Source organism: Aphanizomenon sp. UHCC 0183, assembly GCF_009712065.1.
Classification (GTDB): domain Bacteria; phylum Cyanobacteriota; class Cyanobacteriia; order Cyanobacteriales; family Nostocaceae; genus Dolichospermum; species Dolichospermum heterosporum.
Genome location: NZ_VILC01000007.1, coordinates 64,848 through 84,963, shown reverse-complemented (window position 1 = coordinate 84,963; position 20,116 = coordinate 64,848). Strand labels below are relative to the sequence as shown.

The following is a 20,116-nucleotide window of genomic DNA, read 5'->3' as shown; positions in this document are numbered from 1 at the left end:
TGAGTTTAGTATAAGTATAATGGGTAATTGGTGATTGGAAAGATTCGCTATTACCCATTACCCATTACCTATTCCTTAGCAATTATGTTATATCTTGCCCAAATACATAAAAATGATTTTTTAGATCAGTATCAATTACGTTTATTAGCACGTCAAGAATCAAAAAACTTTTGGCTGACAATTTCGGAAGAAATGTTAATTCTCTTAGGAAAGGGAAACACTAAAATTAATAAATTATTAGTATTAGTTGAACTATCTCCTCAAGGTGAAATTGAAACAATTAAAGATGCCACTGACTGGGTAATTAATTTAGTGCAAACCTATCTTTCTACAGGAGTTACTCCTGAATTTCTCAAACAAGAAGCGGTAAAAATGGAGAATTGGCAACAAAGTTTAACTTTACAAAATCAAGATTTAGCCCGTCGTAGTTTAGAATTAGAAGCCCGTCGTGAACAAATTGAAGCTTTAAAAGAAAGTCTCAACCGTTAAGGAAATAATCGTAAACAAACTGAAGCATAAATAGGGCTTGCTGATAGCGTAGCGTGCCATTTCTCGTTCCCAGTCTCCGACTGGGAATGCCATCATAGAGGCTCTGCCTCAACCTCCATACCAATATCAATCAAAGAAATACAATGGGACGCAGCCGCTATCATGTGTTTTGTGAAGCTTGATCACCTGTATAAGAGGATGTTTGAAAAGTCGTATCCCGTAATTTTCATCACATTGTTACCCCCCTTTCCCCTTATAAAGCTACGGTGTACACACAAGTTATCGAATCACCATTATTCCTCAAATTACCCCACCCTAACCCTCCCCTTGCAAAGGGGAGGGGACTAGATTTTTCGGTTTCTCCCCAAAGCATTGGGGGGATTAAGGGGGTAATTTAACTTGTGTGTACATGATAGCCTTATAAAGGGAGGAAACAATAAAATAAAAATCCAGTTCCCTCCCCTTAGTAAGGGGAGGGTTAGGGTGGGGTAAAAAATATTTGGTACATCAACCATAACTTTTCAAACACCCTCTAAATCGTTCCCAGTCTCTGACTGGGAATGTTATTTTAGAGGCTCTGCCTTATCTGTCTTAATATAATGCTAAAATAAAACCACAACTTCTGAATTATTGCTACATTTTAGAAATAGAAATTCTATCTTTAGGATTGTTAAGAATGTATCAAACAGATCCGCCACTTTCCCCTAAAGAAACATTACCGACAATGTATGATCTTCCTAGCGAAGACCCGGAGGAACCTGGTTTGCCAGATCAATTTCATTTATTCCAACCACAATTATTAGCAGAAACATTCCGTCCCCCTGACTATCCTAGCGACCAAATATTTACAGGAAGTGATCTGAATCTTTACTATGATTTGCGTCATCCTTCATGGTATAAACGCCCTGATTGGTTTGCAGTGTTAGGTGTTCCCTCTCTTTATGACAAAAGAGATTTGCGGTTAAGTTATGTGGTTTGGCAAGAAGCGGTTAATCCTCATATTATTGTTGAATTACTCTCACCAGGAACAGAGAAAGAAGACTTAGGGACAATATTAAGAGATGTAGAAAAACCTCCTGGTAAATGGGAAGTTTACGAACAAATTTTAAGAGTACCCTATTACGCCATCTTTGATCGTTATAAATCTGAATTTAGAATGTTTCAGTTAACAGGCGCTCGTTATGCTGAAGTAAAATTATCAGATTTTCGGTTTTGGATTCCCGAAATAGAATTAGGTTTAGGAGTGTGGCAAGGAAGTTATAAAAACGTCGAAATGCCTTGGTTACGTTGGTACGACAAAGACGGTAATTGGATATTAACCAGCACAGAGGAGGAAAGACAGAAAGCTGAACAAGAAAGACAGAAAGCTGAACAGGAAAGACAAAAAGCTGAACAAGAAAGACAAAAGTTAGAACAAGAAAGGCAAAAAACCGAAAGATTAATTGCCCAACTTCGTGCGCTTGGTGTTGAACCAGATTTAGATTGACACTCTCCGGTCTAAAGACGCAGAGATTCTATAGAGAGTTTCAGTCTATATCCCTCAGTTATCCCAGTTTCAGGCAGGGTTCCTTAAATATTTGGGTTCTTGCCCTGATTTCGTTGGCCCTGGCGGGCGAAATCATATCTGACAAGCGTAACTTTCCGAGAGTCCCTCGGTAGCTTTTTATGTCTTTAGTGACAATATAGTTGTATCACGAATATGGATTAAAATCAATGCAGGATCTATCCTGCCTCTAGTACAAAACGGCGTAAATAAACCAACCATTCTAAATCCTCCAAAAGCCTATACTGTCTTCATTTTGACTTTTGACTTTTGACTTTTGACTTCCGCCTTGCGGTACTAGCCTTCATCCCTTGTCTAAAGCCCAAATGTGGCTTCCTGAGTCAGCCACATTTTCAAGGGTTTTCGGCGTTCTTCCTTATAAACAAAATCTCTCGTTCCCAGTCTCCGACTGGGAATGCCATATAGAGGCTCTGCCTCAAAGCAGTTAATTATTTTGATTTTGCTTAGATAAATCCGTCGGTGGTCTGTCATTACTCCAAGCCCACCAGACATAACTGCATTGACAATGATAGAATTCTTGCCACTTCCGACGACGATCTGGGGTACTTACAGGAGACCTTCTATTTAACCACACATTAACAGCATCTCGACTACCAGCATGGCATTTGGGACAATGAAACTGGTAGGCGTGTACGGCTTGATTAGTCCATTCTGGCGGATTGGGATCAAAAGCGTCCATATAAATATAAAGTGGAATAGAGTGTAATCTTAGTAGTCATTGAATATACATAATTATGACTAATAATGGGTGTTATGGAACCAAATATTGAAATTCGTCGGTTGTTGGATGTAATGCCTGCTTCTGGGCGAATGATGACCAAAATCGTCAGTAAACCAGAACAAAAACAGGTAATAGATGCGGCTTTTCCCCTGCCCTTAAGTCAAGCAAGACCAATATATATTAATTTCGACTTATGGAGACGGTTGACAAAACCTCAACGAGATTTACTCCTATTACAGAAGGTAAGCTGGTTAATAGGGGTGAAATGGCTGCAACCTAATGTTTATCAAGGTGTGGTGTTAGCAGGGCTTGTAGGGGGAATACTCGAAGCAGTCCAGGCGGATGTGGTAGGTGTGGTAATAGCCGGGGGATTAAGTGCTGTAGCGGCTATCCGGATTTGGCGCACGAATAAATCCCAGGAGTCAGAATTAACTGCTGATACAGTCGCTATTAGAATCGCCCAAAGACGGGGTTATTCAGAAACTGAAGCCGCCCAACATTTGTTAACAGCTATTGAAGCCGTAGGAACAATAGAAGGGCGTTCTGGTTTAAATTTTAGTGAATTAATTCGTTGTCAAAACTTGAAAGTAATTGCTGGTTTATCACAAGTTGGTATTCCTAAAAATTATCAATAGATGTACATTCAAAGGGAACAGGGAACGTAGATACCAGGATACCCATTTACCCGTTAGAAATCGAAGAATCATAGTACGAATTTCTGTTATTATGGTTGTGATATTTTCTGTACCTCCCTAAGAGGGTGTTCGAAAAGTTATGGTTGATGTATCAAATATTTTTTACCCCACCCTAACCCTCCCCTTGTAACGGGGAGGGAACTGGATTTTTATTGTTTCCCCCCTTTACAAGGGGGGACTAAGGGGGGGTAGCAATGTGATGAAAATTACGGAATACCACTTTTCAAACATCCTCTAACGACTACAATTAAACTCACGGATAACAAGGTTATAAATTAGCAATGCAGAGCAATTCTTCTTTGGAAAGGCAGCCACAACTTACAGAGGAAGCAAAATCATTTCCCCTCTCCTACGGTCAACAAGCGATGTGGTTTCTTGACCAGATAGCACCCCAGAGTATCGCATACAATATCTATACAACAGTACGGATAAACTCAGATTTACACTTGGAGGCATGGCACAGAGCGTGGCTTCAGATTGTAGAACGTCATCCTATCCTACGAACTACTTATGCACAGTATGAAGATCAACCTATTCAAGTAATTCACCCATACCAAGAGATAGATATTAAAATAACAGATGCTTCTGCTTGGAATTTAGACTACTTGAAAAAACAAATTCTGACAGAAACCGAGCGTCCCTACAACTTGGAAACAGGTCCAGTATTGCGGGTACATCTATTTACAAGATCATCAGAAGAACATATCCAATTACTGGCAATGCACCACATTGCTGGAGATATGTGGTCTTTTGACATATTATTAAATGAACTGCAAATTCTGTATGCTACAGAAGTAAAAACATCGTCTCAAGCTGACTTACAAATTATTGAAAATTCAGATATTTATAATTCTCAAACAGATAATAGTCTCTCTCTTCCAAAGCTATCATACACAGATTATGTAAGTTGGCAGACCGAGATGTTGTCAAGTTCTCAAGGTGAACAAATTTCAGCATACTGGCATAAACAATTAATAGGTGAGTTGCCAGTCTTAGACTTGCCCGTAGATAAACTTAGACCAAATGTGCAAACCTACTCTGGTAGCACACACATCATCAAGTTAGATGAAGAATTGCTTTCCAGGCTGAGAAAGTTGTCAGAATTAGAAAAAACAAGCCTGTATAGAATTTTCCTGGCTGCATTTTTTATCCTATTTTACCGCTTATCAGGACAAGAAGACATCCTAGTAGGTTGTCCAGTTGCAGGTCGGTCAGGTAAAAAGGAATTTGAAAGTATTATTGGCTACTTTACAGACCCCATAGTATTACGTGCAAATCTAGGGGAAAATCCCACCTTCAGAGATTTTCTTGCTCAAATCCGTCGCACAGTTTCTGAGGCTAAGAAGCATGAAGATTATCCCTTTCCCCTATTAGTAAAACAGCTTATTCATGAAAGAGATTCTAGTCGTCCTCCTCTGTTTCAAGTTTCTTTAACTTGGCAAGAGCATCGCTGGTATGATAATAGCCAAAAATCATCTTTAGTGATGTCGCCATTCTTAATAGAAGGACATCAACGAGGATCAGCATTTGATATAGATTTGGCGATTATTAAAACTGGTAGTGAGTTTAATTTTTGCTGGCAATACAACACTGATCTGTTTAATATTTCCACTGTAGAAAGAATAGCAGGAAATTATCAAACCTTACTAGAAAGTATTTTAATTAATCCACAGCAACCTATTTCCCAATTACCATTGTTAACAGAAATTGAGCAATATCAATTATTATTTGATTGGAATAATACTAAAAAAGATTATCCATTAGATAAATGTATCCATCAATTGTTTGAAGAACAGGTAATCAAAACACCCGACGCTATAGCGGTAGAGTTGGAAGGGGAAAAATTAACTTATCAGGAATTAAATCAACGGGCAAATCAACTAGCAAATTATCTGCAAAAACTGGGTGTAAATCCAGAGGTTTTAGTAGGAATTTGTGTAGAGCGATCGCCCTTAATGCTCATCGGATTATTGGGAATTCTTAAAGCTGGTGGTGCTTATGTTCCTTTAGATCCAGCTTATCCAGCAGAACGTTTAGCCTATATGTTGGATGATTCTCAGGCAAAAGTGCTATTAACTCAACAGCAGTTAGTGAACTCAATACCGAATACTGGCTTAGAGGTGATCTGTTTAGATACCAATTGGGAATTAATCAGCACTCAAAGCGATAAAAACCCACAAACTCAAGTTAAAGCCAATAATTTAGCCTATGTAATTTATACCTCTGGCTCCACAGGAAAGCCGAAAGGAGTAATGATTGAACATCGGTCTTTAGCGAACTTTGCCCAAACGGTAAAAGACAAATATGAGATAAGCAATAGAGACAGAGTTCTGCAAGCTGCATCGATCAGTTTTGACGCAGCCGCAGAAGAAATCTATCCCTGTCTAGTCTCTGGTGCAACCTTAGTGCTACGGACTGCTGAAATGTTGGGTACTGTCTCCACATTTATCCAGAAGTGCTGGGAATGGGAATTAACAGTATTAATGATGGGAACAGCATACTGGCACCAGCTAACGGCAGAATTAGCAACAACCAATGAAACCCTACCACCATCAGTAAGGTTGTTAGCTAATGGTGGAGAACAATGGCTGCCAGAAAAATTGAACCTGTGGCAAAAGAGCATGGAATATAGATCGCGCGTTCAGAATTTAAAAGCGCCACCGATGTTAATGAACGGCTATGGACCAACAGAAGCAACCGTATTATCAACGATATACAATTTATCGGAGTTGCGCCTAGAGAATACACAGGGACAGCAAATCATTGGCACTCCTTTTGATAATGTCCAGACTTATATTCTTGATAGCTTCCTCCAGCCCGTTCCTATTGGTGTACCAGGGGAATTGCATATTGGTGGTATGGGTTTAGCTAGAGGCTATCTCCACCATCCAGATCTAACAGATGCAAAATTTATTGCTCATCCCTTTAAGCAATCAGAACGTATTTACAAAACAGGAGACTTAGCTCGCTATTTACCTAACGGTAACATTGAGTTTCTGGGTCGCATTGACAATCAGGTGAAAATACGCGGTTTTCGCATTGAACTGGGGGAAATTGAAACTTTACTAATTACACATCCTCAAATATCAGAAGCGGTAGTGATTGATTCTGATGATATTCCTGGTTCTAAACGATTGGTTGCATATATCGTAGAAACTTCCTCTGGAACCTCTTTGCCCCAGTCGCAATTGCGCTCTTTCCTGAAACAGAAGTTACCAGATTACATGATACCTTCTGCTTTTGTGGTTTTAGATGCTTTACCTCTAACTCCGAATGGTAAGTTAGATCGGCGCAATTTACCGAAACCTGACCAAAATAGACCTGACTCAGCAGCAAATTACGTTGCACCCCAAACGGATGTCGAGCGAACAATTGCTACTGTTTGGGAAGAGGTGCTTCATTTAGAAAATATAGGTATACACGATAACTTCTTTGAAATCGGTGGTCATTCCCTGCTCGCTACCCAAATCATATCTCGGCTACGTCAAATCTTGCAGATGGATTTGTCCGTCCGCACTTTATTTACAGCACCAACTATAGCTAGTTTTGCCGAGTATTGTGAGACAATTCAGGGGAAATTGCCAGAACTGCAAACAAAAAGTTTGACACCACAACTCCAGGCTGAACATAAAGCAGAGATTTCGGTATTTCTACACAAGGACGATCTTTCTGCAATTAAACCAGTTGGTAGGACAGAAAACCTCCCGCTCTCCTTTGCACAAGCGAGATTGTGGTTTTTAGACAAATTAGATCCCAATAGTGCGTTTTATAACATCCCTATTCTTTGGCGGTTTAGCGGGAAACTTAATGTAACTGCGCTACAATCGAGCCTGAACGAAATTACCCGCCGACATGAAGCGTTACGGACAAACTTTGTCACACAAGAAGATCAACCTATTCAGGTTATCGCTGAAACTCTTTTTTTGCCACTAGAAATTGTAGATTTGCTGTATATGCCGACCGAGGAACGAGAAGTGGAAATGCAGCGATTAGTTCAAAATGAGGCAGTGCGATCTTTTGATCTAGAAAGAGAACCTTTAATACGTGCCACTCTCTTACAGCTTACCTCAACAGAGTACGTTTTTATCCTCACAGCACACCACATTATTTTTGATGGTTGGTCAACGGGGGTATTTGTCCAAGAATTAGCAACACTCTACACTGCATTCTGTAATGACAAAACCCCTCAAAAAGTTGTTGAACTGCCTGAATTACCCATACAGTATGCAGACTTTGCCGTTTGGCAGCGACAGTGGTGGGAACAAGGGAGAATTACAGAGCAGTTATCCTATTGGCAGAAACAACTTCAAGGCGCTCCCACCTTATTAGAACTTCCTACCGATAGACCCAGACCTGCTATTCAAACAAACCGGGGAAAACATCAACAATTTACACTTCCTCTGTCCCTAGGTGAGGCTATGAACCTACTTAGCAAGAGTGCAGGAGTTACCCCGTTCATGACGTTTTTTGCGGCTTTTGTTACCTTGCTTTATCGTTACACAGGGGAAAAGGATATTGTAATTGGTACACCCATTGCTGGACGTAATCGCCCGGAAATAGAAGGGATAATTGGTCTTTTTGTGAATACTTTAGTGCTGCGAACTGATTTGTCAGACAACCCCAGTTTTGAGCAGTTACTAATGAGGGTGCGGGAGGTATCTCTGCAAGCATACAGTCATCAAGACCTGCCCTTTGAGAAATTAGTTGATGCTTTGCAACCTGAGCGTTCTTTGAGTCACTTGCCTCTGTTTCAGGTGATGTTTGATCTCCAGAATGTTCCTATATCAAGTTTAGATTTGCCAGGGTTAAGTATAAGTTCATTTCCTGTGGAAACGGGAATAGCGAAGTTCGATTTAGCTCTCTCAATTGAGAATACATCTTCTGGATTGATAGCCGAATGGGAATATAATAGCGACTTGTTTGATGATTCAACAATTGCTCGCATGGCAGGAAATTTCCACACTTTAGTAACGGGAATTGTCGCCAATCCACAGCAACCTATTTCCCAATTACCATTGTTAACAGAAATTGAGCAATATCAATTATTAGTTGATTGGAATAATACTAAAAAAGATTATCCATTAGATAAATGTATCCATCAATTATTTGAAGAACAGGTAATCAAAACCCCCGACTCTGTAGCAGTAGAGATTGAAGGGGAAAAACTAACTTATCAGGAATTAAATCAACAGGCAAATCAACTGGCAAATTATTTGCAAAAACTGGGTGTGAATCCAGAAGTTTTAGTAGGAATATGTGTAGAGCGATCGCTGTTAATGGTAGTAGGATTATTAGGGATTCTCAAAGCTGGTGGTGCTTATGTTCCTTTAGATCCAGCTTATCCAGCCGAGCGTTTAGCTTATATGTTAGATGATTCTCAGGCAAAAGTGCTACTAACTCAACAGCAGTTAGTGAACTCAATACCAAATACTGGCTTAGAGGTGATCTGTTTAGATACCGATTGGGAATTAATCAGCACTCAAAGCGACAAAAACCCACAAACTCAAGTTAAAGCCAATAATTTAGCCTATGTAATTTATACCTCTGGCTCCACAGGAAAGCCGAAAGGAGTAATGATTGAACATCGGTCTTTAGTGAATTTAACCCAAACCGTAAGAGATAAGTATGGGATGAACAATAAAGACAGAGTTCTTCAAGCAGCATCTATTAGTTTTGACGCAGCCGCAGAAGAAATCTATCCCTGTTTAATATGTGGTGGAACTTTAGTGCTACGGACTGCCGAAATGTTGGGTGCTGTCTCCACATTTGTACAGAAGTGCTGGGAATGGAAATTAACAGTATTAACGGTGGGAACAGCCTACTGGCAGCAGTTAACTGCGGAATTAGCAACAACAAATGAAACCCTACCACCATCAGTAAGATTGTTATCAACTGGGGGAGAACAATGGCTACCAGAAAAATTAAAGTTGTGGCAAAAGTGCATGGAGGAGAGGTCAAGTATTCAGAATTTAAAAGCACCACCGCTATTAATGAACGGCTACGGACCAACAGAAGCAACGGTATTGTCAACAGTATACGACTTATCAAAGTTAGCAACAGAGGATACACAGCCAAAACAAGTAATTGGCAATGCTTTTGATAATGTGCAGATTTATATTCTTGATAGCTATTTACAACCAGTTCCTATGGGTGTACCAGGGGAGTTGCATATTGGTGGTATGGGTTTAGCTAGAGGTTATCTCCACCGTCCAGATTTAACAGATGCAAAATTTATTCCTCATCCTTTTAATCCATTAGAACGTATTTACAAAACAGGGGATTTAGCTCGTTATTTACCCGACGGGAATATTGAGTTTTTGGGTCGCATTGATAATCAGGTGAAAATACGCGGTTTTCGCATTGAACTGGGGGAAATTGAAACTTTACTGATTACACACCCCCAAATATCAGAAGCGGTAGTGATTGATTCTGATGATATTCCTGGTTCTAAACGCTTAGTTGCATACATAGTAGGGACGTTGAGTGAAACGTCTTTACCCCAGTCGCAATTGCGCTCTTTCCTGAAACAGAAGTTACCAGATTACATGATACCTTCTGCTTTTGTGGTTTTGGATGCTCTGCCTCTTACCCCTAATGGTAAGGTAGATCGGCGTGGTTTACCTAAACCTGATACAACAAGCCATAAAATAGAAACGGATCTAGCAGCACCGCGCACGGAGTCTGAAGAAATACTAGCAAAAATATGGTGTGAAGTTCTGCATCTTAAACAAGTTGGTATCCATGACAATTTCTTTGAGTTGGGTGGAGATTCTATTCTCAGTATTCAGATTATTTTTAAAGCTAAACAAGCTGGATTACAATTAACGGCTAAACAGATATTTCAAAACCAGACGATTGCTGAATTGGCGGCAGTAACTAACATCACTCAGACGGTGAAAGCAGAACAAGGTTTGGTAACAGGATTATTACCGCTGACACCTATTCAACACTGGTTCAAAGAGCAAAATTTCCCAGAACCTCACCACTTTAATCAGTCATTGCTGCTGGAATTATCTGGGGTAGTTGACTGGACTTTATTCCCGGAAGTGCTGCGACAATTATTATTACATCATGATACTCTGCGTTTACGTTGTCCTGCCGATGAGGAACAGATTAATATTACCCCTGATGATACTATTCCTTTTTCTTATGTAGATTTATCGGACATACCAGATGCAGAACAAAAAGCGGCTATTGAAGCCACTGCTAGTTCCCTACAAACTAGCTTAAATCTTGCTTCTGGTCCAATAGTGCAAGTAGGGTTTTTTGGTCTAGGTACTAACAAGTCCAGCCGATTATTAATAATTATTCATCACCTAGCAGTAGACGGCGTTTCTTGGCGAATTTTGTTAGAAGACTTAGAAACAGCTTACCAACAGATTAGTCGCGGTGAAAAAATTCAGTTTCGTCCTAAAACGACCTCTTTTAAATATTGGGCTGAGAAACTGAATTCTTACGCACAGTCCGATATTGTAAAGCAAAAACTAACTAATTGGCAAGGTATTTCACGTACACAGATAACCCGTATACCAGTTGATCATGCCTTGGGTGCTAATACTGTAGCATTCAATCAGATCATATCAGTCTCACTCTCACCTGAGGAAACCCGCGCTTTATTGCAGGAAGTTCCTAAAGCTTATAAAACCCAGATTAATGATATCTTGCTAACTGCTTTATTGCAGACTTTAGGTAGTTGGATTGGTAGTAATTCTGTGTTACTTGATCTTGAAGGTCATGGACGAGAAGATATTTTTGAAGATGTAGACTTATCGAGGACAGTCGGTTGGTTTACGACCATCTTTCCCGTACTTTTAGAGTTAAAAGCAACAGATAATCTGGGAGATGCTATTAAGTCGATCAAAGAACAACTGCGTGCTGTTCCCAACCGAGGTATTGGCTACGGTTTGCTGCGCTATTTGAGTGGGGATAAAGATATTATCTCTCAACTTTCAACAATGCCAAAAGCTGAAGTTAGTTTCAATTATTTGGGACAATTCGATTGGGGAAGACAAGAAAATTCCTTCTTTAAACTAGCTTCTGAATCAGTGGGAGTGGAACATAGCCAGCAAGAGAATTGCAGTCATTTACTAGATATTAATGGACTCGTAGTAGATGGTCAGTTAAAACTAGATTGGACTTACAGCGAAAATTTTCACCACCGAGACACTATTGAAAATCTCGCTGAAGATTTTGCAGCAAATTTGCGGTTTCTAATTACTCATTGTTTATCTATTGATGTATCTGCAAACCAGGAAATTTACGGCTTTTCTCAACCAATAAATAATTATCAGCATCAGGAAAATAATGTTCCTGTCCCCCTACATTTATTAGAACTGACTCAAGATATCTCTGAGTTATTACCTGATGATACACAATTCGCATATCCTCTTGCCAAAATGCAGGAGTTTATGTTGCATCATTACGCGAATGATCATCAAAAAATGGGGGTTTACCACGGACAGGAATCATTAGATATATATGATGAAAATCTTGCTATAAATGCCTTCAAAAAAGCTCTACAAATTCTAGTAGAAAAACATCCAACTTTGAGAACGGTGTTTATTTTTCAGAACGGAAAACCAGTATGTCAAGTGGTTAGAAAAAATCTGAATTTTTCCATCAATGAACAAGATATTAGTCACATCAAATCAGACGAACAGGAAAATTACATTGATGCAATCATAAAGCAAGATAGGCAAAATTTATTCAACGTTGAGAATTGCAATGAAGCACTTTTTAGATTATGGATTTTTGCTAAAGCTGAAAATCACATTGAATTCTTCATGTCAATGCACCATGCAATTACAGATGGTTGGAGTAGTATTGAATTTGTAAATCAACTAGAGGAATTATATTCTGCTCTCAAGCAAGGAGAAGAAATAACCGTGATTCCTGCAAATAATGTGCATCAGGAATTTGTCGCTTTAGAGAAAGAAATCATTAGCTCAACAGAAGCATCAAATTTCTGGAAACTTCATTTGCAAAATTACAAATATAAACCATTGCAGCCGTTAAAGACGACCGTATTTCAAGTAAAATCTGCTTCCGATAGCCAGAAAGCCATAGAAGAAAACTTTAACGCAGAAATAATTGTTGATTTACGTGAATACTGTCGGAAATTAAAAGTTTCACCAAAAGCAATTTTCTTGAGTACATACCTGGATCTCATTAGTATTGTCATGAAAGAAAATCAGGTTTCTGTAGGAGTTATTTCTAATGGTAGGATAGAAAGATTATCTGATCCCTTCGGAGCTTTGGGTTTGTTCTGGAATATTGTGCCATTTTGTCAAACAATTACAGAAGATAAAAGTGTGCAAATTAAAAATGTCCAGCAAACCCTAATTGATATTGAACCTTGTGTGAGATATCCACTGCTGGAAATTTTGTCAGATCAAAAAACAACGGAATTATTTTTGGCTACGTTTAATTTTGTAAATTTCCATAATACCAAAACTGTGGACAAGCATACTAGCTTAAAGGTACAGAGAAAAATGATTTATGACAAGTTTAACTTTCCTTTAAATTATGCTATTTCCATGGAATCATTATCAGGAAATGTCAGCATTCATGTAGAATACGATCAGACATATTTTAGTTACAAAGATATTCAATTAATGCTGCAAAATTATGTTGAAATCTTAAAAGATAGAGTTTATGGATAAAAATTGCTGGAAACCTATCAAACTTTTGTGGTTCTTCGGTTATTTTTATGGAAAACCTGGTTCAAAATCATTGAAAGCCCTATTGTGTAGGCATTTCATTGAAAATATGGAAATAATTGTTTATAACCCTTGTCCCGTAAGGGTTTTGTTATCATCAATCCTCAATCACCATAAAAGAGACGCAAGAGCCACTTTTGTATGTAGTTGGGCTTTAGCCCTTTTGACGAGTTAATTAAGAGGATTTAAACATGAAAACCCTGATTATTGACAACTACGATTCTTATACTTTTAACCTTTACCAATTGATTGCAGAAGTCAATGGAGAGTATCCCACTGTGATTTGTAACGATCAAGTTATATGGGATGAACTCAAACAGTGGGAATTTGATAACATCGTGATTTCACCAGGTCCTGGTCGTCCAGAAAAATCAAAAGATTTTGGTATTTGTCGTCAAATGATTGAAAATGCCCAAGTACCACTTCTAGGCGTTTGCTTGGGACATCAGGGACTAGGATTTAGCTATGGAGGAAAAGTTATTCACGCGCCTGAAGTTCGACATGGTCGGCTCAGTGAGGTTTATCATACTGCTACTGATTTGTTTGCGGGAATACCTTCTCCTTTTTCTGTGGTGCGCTACCATTCTTTGCTGGTTGCAGATGACCTACCGGACTGTTTAGAAAAAATAGCGTGGACAGAGGACAACCTGATCATGGGAATGCGCCATCGCTCTTTACCAATGTGGGGTGTGCAGTTTCATCCAGAGTCCATCTGTACTGAGTATGGACATACTTTGTTTGAGAATTTTAAAGAGATTACCCAAAAATTTGCCCAGGAACGAGATAAAAGTCCGAAAAAACATTATTGGACAGGAAATAACGGGAATGAGACTTTACCCACAAATTCTACTAACAAAAAACAGCAACAGGAATTTGAACTTTGTACGCGCAAATTGAATTTGTGTCCCGATACAGAACAGATGTTTGTACATTTGTTTAGTAAATCAGCCAGTGCATTTTGGTTAGATAGCAGTCGGGTTGAACCTGGTCTTTCTCGCTTTTCTTTCATGGGAGATAACAGTGGTGAAAACAGTCTCCTAATTCATTATCGGACGCAAGGGCAAGAACTGACAATTACACAGTCCGATACTGTCAGTTTCAAAACAGAGGGGATTTTTGATTATCTCCAGCGGGAAATTCAACGACGACATTGCTCATCTGAGCATTTACCTTTTGATTTTAACTGCGGGTTTGTGGGTTATTTTGGCTATGAATTAAAGGCAGAATCTGGAGGAAAATTCAATCACACATCTGCCTTACCTGATGCCATGTTTATGTTAGCAGATCGAATGATTGCAATTGATCACCAAGAGCAAACTATCTATCTGCTTTGTCTAATTCAGAAAGGACAAACAGCCTCCGCCGAAGATTGGTTTGAAGCGATCACACACCAAGTTAACAATCTTCCTCCTCTGTCGCCTATTGTTCCTCAAAACGAAAAAACACCTGTTGTTTTTAGATTAAGCAGGTCTAAAAAGACTTATCTTGATGATATTGAAAAATGCTTACAAGAAATTCACGAAGGAGAAACTTATCAAGTTTGTTTAACAAACCAGATTTACACAGATACAACACCTGATCCGCTAGAGTTCTATCGTTCATTACGCCGCATCAATCCTGCTCCTTATGCTGCATTTTTGCGCTTTGGTGATGTGGGAATTGCCTGTTCATCTCCAGAACGATTTCTGCAAATTGATCGCCAAGGTTGGGCAGAAACAAAACCTATCAAGGGAACATTACCACGAGGAAAAACACCTGAAGAAGATTTTATCCTCTGTGAACAATTGCGGAACAGTGAAAAAGATCGAGCGGAAAATCTGATGATTGTGGATTTACTTAGAAATGATTTGGGACGGGTTTGTGCAGTGGGAACGGTTCATGTACCCAAATTAATGGATGTAGAAACCTACGCAACAGTACATCAATTAGTGACGACAATTCGCGGTCAATTACGAGCTAATATGAGTGCCGTAGACTGCATTCATAATGCCTTTCCTGGGGGTTCTATGACTGGCGCACCTAAGATTAGAACCCTGGAAATTATTGATCGATTAGAGCAAGAAGCACGGGGCGTATACTCAGGGGCAATCGGCTTTTTGGGTTTGAATGGTTCAGCCGATTTAAATATTGTCATTCGTACCGCTGTCCTGACCCCAGAACAAACTTCGATTGGTGTTGGCGGTGGTATTGTGGCACTTTCTGATCCCCAAATGGAGTTTCAAGAAATCATGCTGAAAGCCAAGGCATTGATTCAGGCATTGATGATCACAACAAATGGCGGTTTTGATCCCGATGAATATTATATCCAGGGAACAGAAACAGAGGTTTTTGATAACTATGAAAAAGTAGGTGTGTAGGCAATGAATAAACAACTAATTTTTGCAACTCTTGGACCATCTGGAACTTGCCATGAACTAGCGACTCAATCTTATATTGAGTTTCAAGAAGTGGCTAATGCCAAAATAGAACTGTTCAATGATCTGTTAGACGCACTGGAGTTACTACATGATGGTAAAGTTGACTTTATTATCCAAAACTCTGCTCATCCTAAAGTTTATGAATTAACAGAAAAATACTTTCGGGAAGTATTCGTAATTGATAGCTTCTTATGTCCAACTCGTGCTATGGGACTCCTAACTCGTCGTGATGTAGAACATCCCCGCAGTCTAGGATTAATGCCTGCTACGCGGGCTTATGTCAATACAGAACGCTACTCAACTTTTATCCATGAAACGGCCAAGCCCGTGGTGGGTCAAAATTTGCTGGCGGGTAAGTATGATAGCGGTATTGCAGCTTTACAATTTGCTGAAGAAAATCCTGATGTATTAGTAGTTGATGAAGTTATTGGCTCTGTGCAAACAGCTTGGCTCGTATATGGTCGTCAACAAAATAGACAGCAGGGAGTTATTGGGATCAAAAATCCTCAACTTTTCCAATGAGAACTTTCTGGTGTCTGATTCTCTTCCCATTTATATCAATTTACATAATTAGAAAATGTCAACATTTTTCCCAGTTCCTCAAACTATCAAGCCGCGCCCAGATTTAGAGTTGACACTTTTTCATTGTCAAGAAATAGTTATTCAATTAGCTAATATCTTACCAGGAGCAATTTTTGAACCTCACCAACATCCAGAAAGCCAAATGGGGATGCTTTTTTCTGGTTCTGTGGAAATTAATGTCAATGATCAGAAAGCAATTTTAGAGCCATTCCAACAAGCTTATATTGCCGGAAGTAATATTCCTCATGGTTCTACGATTCTTTCTCAAGAAAATGTTCTGGGATTTGAGATGAAATATTTAATAGGATCTCAATCAGATAAATCAGATCAGGTCATTGATGAACCTATCCTCACTTTCCAACCTACAATAGATAAAACAACAGGTTTTTCTTGTAAATTCGGTGCTTGTTCATGGTTTCAAATAGCTGTTTGGGAAATTCCTGCCCATGCAAAATTACCCATATATACAAGTACCAAAGAAGAAATTGGCATTATTGTTAATGAGCAAATGATGATGAAAGTAGGGGAAGAAGAAAAACTTTTAGGATATGGTAGCATTTATTATGCTCCCCCTGGTGTTTCCCATAGTGGGTATAATACTTCAGATCAAACGATTTCTTTAGTTAAGGTTTCACTATAGATACCCAACTTCTAAGAAAATTGATGCTAATAATACCTTAGCCAAATTACAGCGATTTTCGGGTAAATGAACCACATTTTATATCTCACGCAAAGGCGCAAAGACGCAAAGGAAGAAAGGAATAGAAAAATTAGCGTGTGGTACAAATACATGAAAACTGCTGTAAAAAAAGCCTTGATTGGTAGGTTGGGTTGTGGAACGTGAACGTATCCCTGCGGGACACTGCGTGAACGCGGAGCAATTAGCATGAAACCCAACATGAGCGTTGGGTTGCGCTGTCGCTTGACCCAACCTACAAAAAATGGCAAAGGTATTGAATAAATGAGAAGATTGGTAAGAAAATTTGGGAATCTGAAAATGAGTGGATTGGAAGGTTTTAGAGCAGAAATTGATGCTGTAGATTCTCAGATTGTTGAGGCATTAGCCAAGCGATTTGAAATTTGTCAGCGGGTGGCTAACTTTAAAAAGCAACACGGAATTGCGATGATGCAACCCGAACGAGTGGAAGCAGTGAAACAGCGTCGTCGAGAATTGGGTATGCAGTATGGGTTAGATGGAGATTTTATGGTCGCATTATACAGCCTCATCATTCAAGAAACTTGCCGGATGGAAGATGAGATTATAGAAGCGCAAGGTTAATTACTAAAAAAGGGAACAGGGAACAGATAAGAAACTTTAGTTCTGAGTTTAGAGCTTCAGTCAAAAAAGCAGTTTCATTATTCCAATCTCATGTTTTTAAAGATGAGTTTTTTCTGTTCCCTCTAAAGAGTACAATTTTTTTGCAACAAATTTAGGATTGTTATATGGCCTTAGAATTTTGCTCTTGGACTTACCTTGATGGACGCATCGTACCTACTGAATTAGCACGTTTGCCAGTAGATAATCATGCCCTCAATTTTGGAACTGCTGCCTTTGAAGCATTTCGACTTTATCCCACTGTCAATGGCTCAAAGATATTAGGATTAGATTTACATCTCAACCGATTACGATTGTCAATGTTATCTTTGGGATTGTCCCCTGTGGAACCCGAAGCAATTATCAAAGCATTGTGGCAAGCCGTAAGTGCGAACAATTTACAACAGGGATATGTGCGTTTGCTAGTATATCCAAACGGCAATTGTTTGGGGTTAGATCCTTCCCCATTCCCTTCGGCTGCATTGGTTATGGCTTGGCGTTCTGACAGTTCAGGATTTTTACCACCATTGACTTTAGGCATTAGTCATATCCGTCGTCCCGAAGCCGGTTCTACCCTCGCTAGAGGTAAAATTAGTGGCTTCTATGCTGTGGAAGCTGCGGCTGATCGCAATGCTAAAAAAATGGGATTTGACGGTAATCTGATGTTAAATCCAGATGGAACTATCTGCGAAATGACAGGAGCAAATATTTTCATCGTCAAAAACTCTGTTTTATATACTCCTATTCTTCCTCAAAGTATTGATGGAGTCACAAGGCGTTTAGTGATTGAGTTTGCAAATAGATTGAATATCCCTGTCAGAGAAGTACCTCTGCCTTTGGGCGATTTAATGGTGGCAGATGAAGTATTTGTGAGCGGAACTTATCATGAGATCCGTCCTGTTTCTGCGGTAGATAGACAGATTCTCGGTAGCCAATTTCCTGGACCTGTTACCCAACTGCTGCAAGAGCGTTTCCAGGAAATGCTGAATAACCCAGAAGATGAAATGGCATCTCGTTGGCTATCAGGAACGGTTTTACAAAAGTCCACACCCAAGGCTATTTCTCAACAAGCATACCAGATTCGTTCTGCTGAATTGGCTGACGTTCCTGCTGTCCTTGCAGGTATTGGTTCTCTGTTAGCAGAATTAAAAGGTATTCCAGAATTTCAACTTCCTGCTGAAGCCACAGCAATTTGTCAGCGTGTAATTGAAGGGAAATATCCTGGTGCTATTTTCATTGCTAATCCAGAAGGAGACAATGATTCTATCCTTGGTTTAATTACTTTAACTGTGCAAGAAGCGATTCATGTGGCAGGTCAATTTGTACTGATTCAGGAACTATGGGTTCATCCAGATCATCGCAGTCAAAATATCGGTGAAAATCTCATTCAAGCTGTGGAAACCTATGCTCATGAACAGGGAATTTCTCGTTTAGAAGTATGTTTGCCAACCCATGAATTCCCCAGATTTTCTAATACCCACCATTTTTATCAAAAGAGTGGCTTTGAAGATTTCGGTCCTAGAATGCGGAAACTCCTCGGATCTAGCATAACAATATAACCCGTGAAAGTCAATTAAAGTAATAAGGAGCGACATGATGACTACAGATATACGTCCTGATGATTTTTTCAAGTTAACTTGTGCATCTTGGATTAGTCAGGCTTTGGGGATTGCTGCGAAGTTGAGCATTGCTGACTTGTTGGCAGAAGGAGCAAAAAGTGTTGAAGAGTTGGCACAAGCTACTGAAAGTCATGCTCCCTCCCTCTATCGCATCCTTCGATGTCTTAGTACCGTAGGGGTTTTCCATGAGGTTGAACCACGTCATTTTGCTCTTACTCCGCTAGCTGAATATCTTCAAAGTGATAATCCTTACTCTTTAAAATATTTGGCTATAACTAATATTGACGAGTGGCGTTGGCGTGTTTTTGGAGATATGTACCATACTGTCAAAACAGGTGAGCCAGCTATCAAATCAGTTTATTCGGTTAACAATTACTGGCAGTATTTAGAAAAAAATACTGAACCTAATTTGATTTTTAGTCAATCAATGTTTGGTATTGCTCAAAACTGTCAAATCCAACTTCTTAAATCTTATGATTTTTCTAAAGTTGGCAAAGTCGTAGATATAGCAGGCGGTCAAGGTCTAATTATTTCTGCCATTCTCAAGCATAATCCCCACTTACAAGGACTCCTTTTTGATATGCCTGAGACAGTTTTTGATGCCGTTAAGTTTCTGAAAGCGGAGGGAGTAGATGAACGATGTGAAGTAGTCGGTGGAGATATGTTTAAGTCCATTCCTAGTGGGGGTGATATTTATCTTATGTCATATATCATGATTGATTGGGATGATGATAGTATAGTCAAATTTTTGGAAAACATTAACTATGCTATGCCTAAAAATGGCAAACTGCTTGTTATCGATCCAGTAATTCCCGTTGACAATCAGTACCATTGGAGTAAATGGGAAGATTTATATCCGATGTGTATGGGACATGGACTAGTGCGTACCCAGGCAGAATTTAAGGCTATTTTCCGAAAATCAGGTTTTGAATTAGTGAATATTTTCTCTCCAGAAAAGCCCCTGAGCCTGATGGAACTGGTACGTGTTTGATAAC

The 20,116-nt window shown here is 39.3% G+C and carries 11 protein-coding genes; 10 read left to right on the top strand and 1 reads right to left on the bottom strand.

The window, feature by feature from the left end; genetic code table 11:
• The first annotated feature begins 84 nt into the window (after positions 1 to 84).
• Positions 85 to 489 (top strand): hypothetical protein, encoded by a 405-nt coding sequence (locus tag FJR37_RS03635; RefSeq protein ID WP_039201042.1) that lies wholly within the window; start codon positions 85 to 87, stop codon positions 487 to 489.
• 676 nt (positions 490 to 1,165) lie between these two features.
• On the top strand, positions 1,166 to 1,975 hold the full coding sequence (locus tag FJR37_RS03630) for a DUF874 family protein (RefSeq protein WP_039203524.1): 810 nt from the start codon (positions 1,166 to 1,168) through the stop codon (positions 1,973 to 1,975).
• Between the two features lie 502 nt (positions 1,976 to 2,477).
• On the opposite strand, the gene FJR37_RS03625 is transcribed toward FJR37_RS03630, so the two are convergent.
• A complete protein-coding gene (locus tag FJR37_RS03625) occupies positions 2,478 to 2,732 on the bottom strand; it encodes a hypothetical protein (protein ID WP_039203522.1) in 255 nt (84 codons plus the stop codon).
• A 74-nt stretch (positions 2,733 to 2,806) separates the two neighbouring features.
• Here FJR37_RS03625 and FJR37_RS03620 point away from each other — a divergent pair, with 74 nt between their 5' ends.
• From FJR37_RS03620 to FJR37_RS03585, 8 genes are all read left to right on the top strand, one after another.
• The gene (locus FJR37_RS03620; protein ID WP_053541292.1) at positions 2,807 to 3,409 is read left to right on the top strand and encodes a DUF3318 domain-containing protein; all 603 of its coding nucleotides are present in this window, start codon (positions 2,807 to 2,809) and stop codon (positions 3,407 to 3,409) included.
• A 341-nt stretch (positions 3,410 to 3,750) separates the two neighbouring features.
• Positions 3,751 to 13,131, top strand: coding sequence for a non-ribosomal peptide synthetase (locus FJR37_RS03615; RefSeq protein ID WP_168465319.1), 9,381 nt, complete (start codon positions 3,751 to 3,753; stop codon positions 13,129 to 13,131).
• A gap of 248 nt (positions 13,132 to 13,379) precedes the next feature.
• On the top strand, positions 13,380 to 15,545 hold the full coding sequence (pabB, locus tag FJR37_RS03610; protein WP_168465318.1) for an aminodeoxychorismate synthase component I: 2,166 nt from the start codon (positions 13,380 to 13,382) through the stop codon (positions 15,543 to 15,545).
• 3 nt (positions 15,546 to 15,548) lie between these two features.
• Positions 15,549 to 16,127, top strand: a complete 579-nt coding sequence (locus tag FJR37_RS03605) for a hypothetical protein (protein WP_039203520.1) — start codon at positions 15,549 to 15,551, stop codon at positions 16,125 to 16,127.
• A 55-nt stretch (positions 16,128 to 16,182) separates the two neighbouring features.
• Positions 16,183 to 16,827, top strand: a complete 645-nt coding sequence (locus tag FJR37_RS03600) for a cupin domain-containing protein (RefSeq protein ID WP_039203518.1) — start codon at positions 16,183 to 16,185, stop codon at positions 16,825 to 16,827.
• A gap of 357 nt (positions 16,828 to 17,184) precedes the next feature.
• Entirely contained in the window at positions 17,185 to 17,466 is a 282-nt protein-coding gene (locus FJR37_RS03595) for a chorismate mutase (protein WP_039203516.1), read from the top strand.
• Between the two features lie 164 nt (positions 17,467 to 17,630).
• Positions 17,631 to 19,061 (top strand): GNAT family N-acetyltransferase, encoded by a 1,431-nt coding sequence (locus FJR37_RS03590; protein ID WP_168465317.1) that lies wholly within the window; start codon positions 17,631 to 17,633, stop codon positions 19,059 to 19,061.
• 34 nt (positions 19,062 to 19,095) lie between these two features.
• A complete protein-coding gene (locus tag FJR37_RS03585; protein WP_148760636.1) occupies positions 19,096 to 20,112 on the top strand; it encodes a methyltransferase in 1,017 nt (338 codons plus the stop codon).
• Positions 20,113 to 20,116 lie beyond the last annotated feature (4 nt).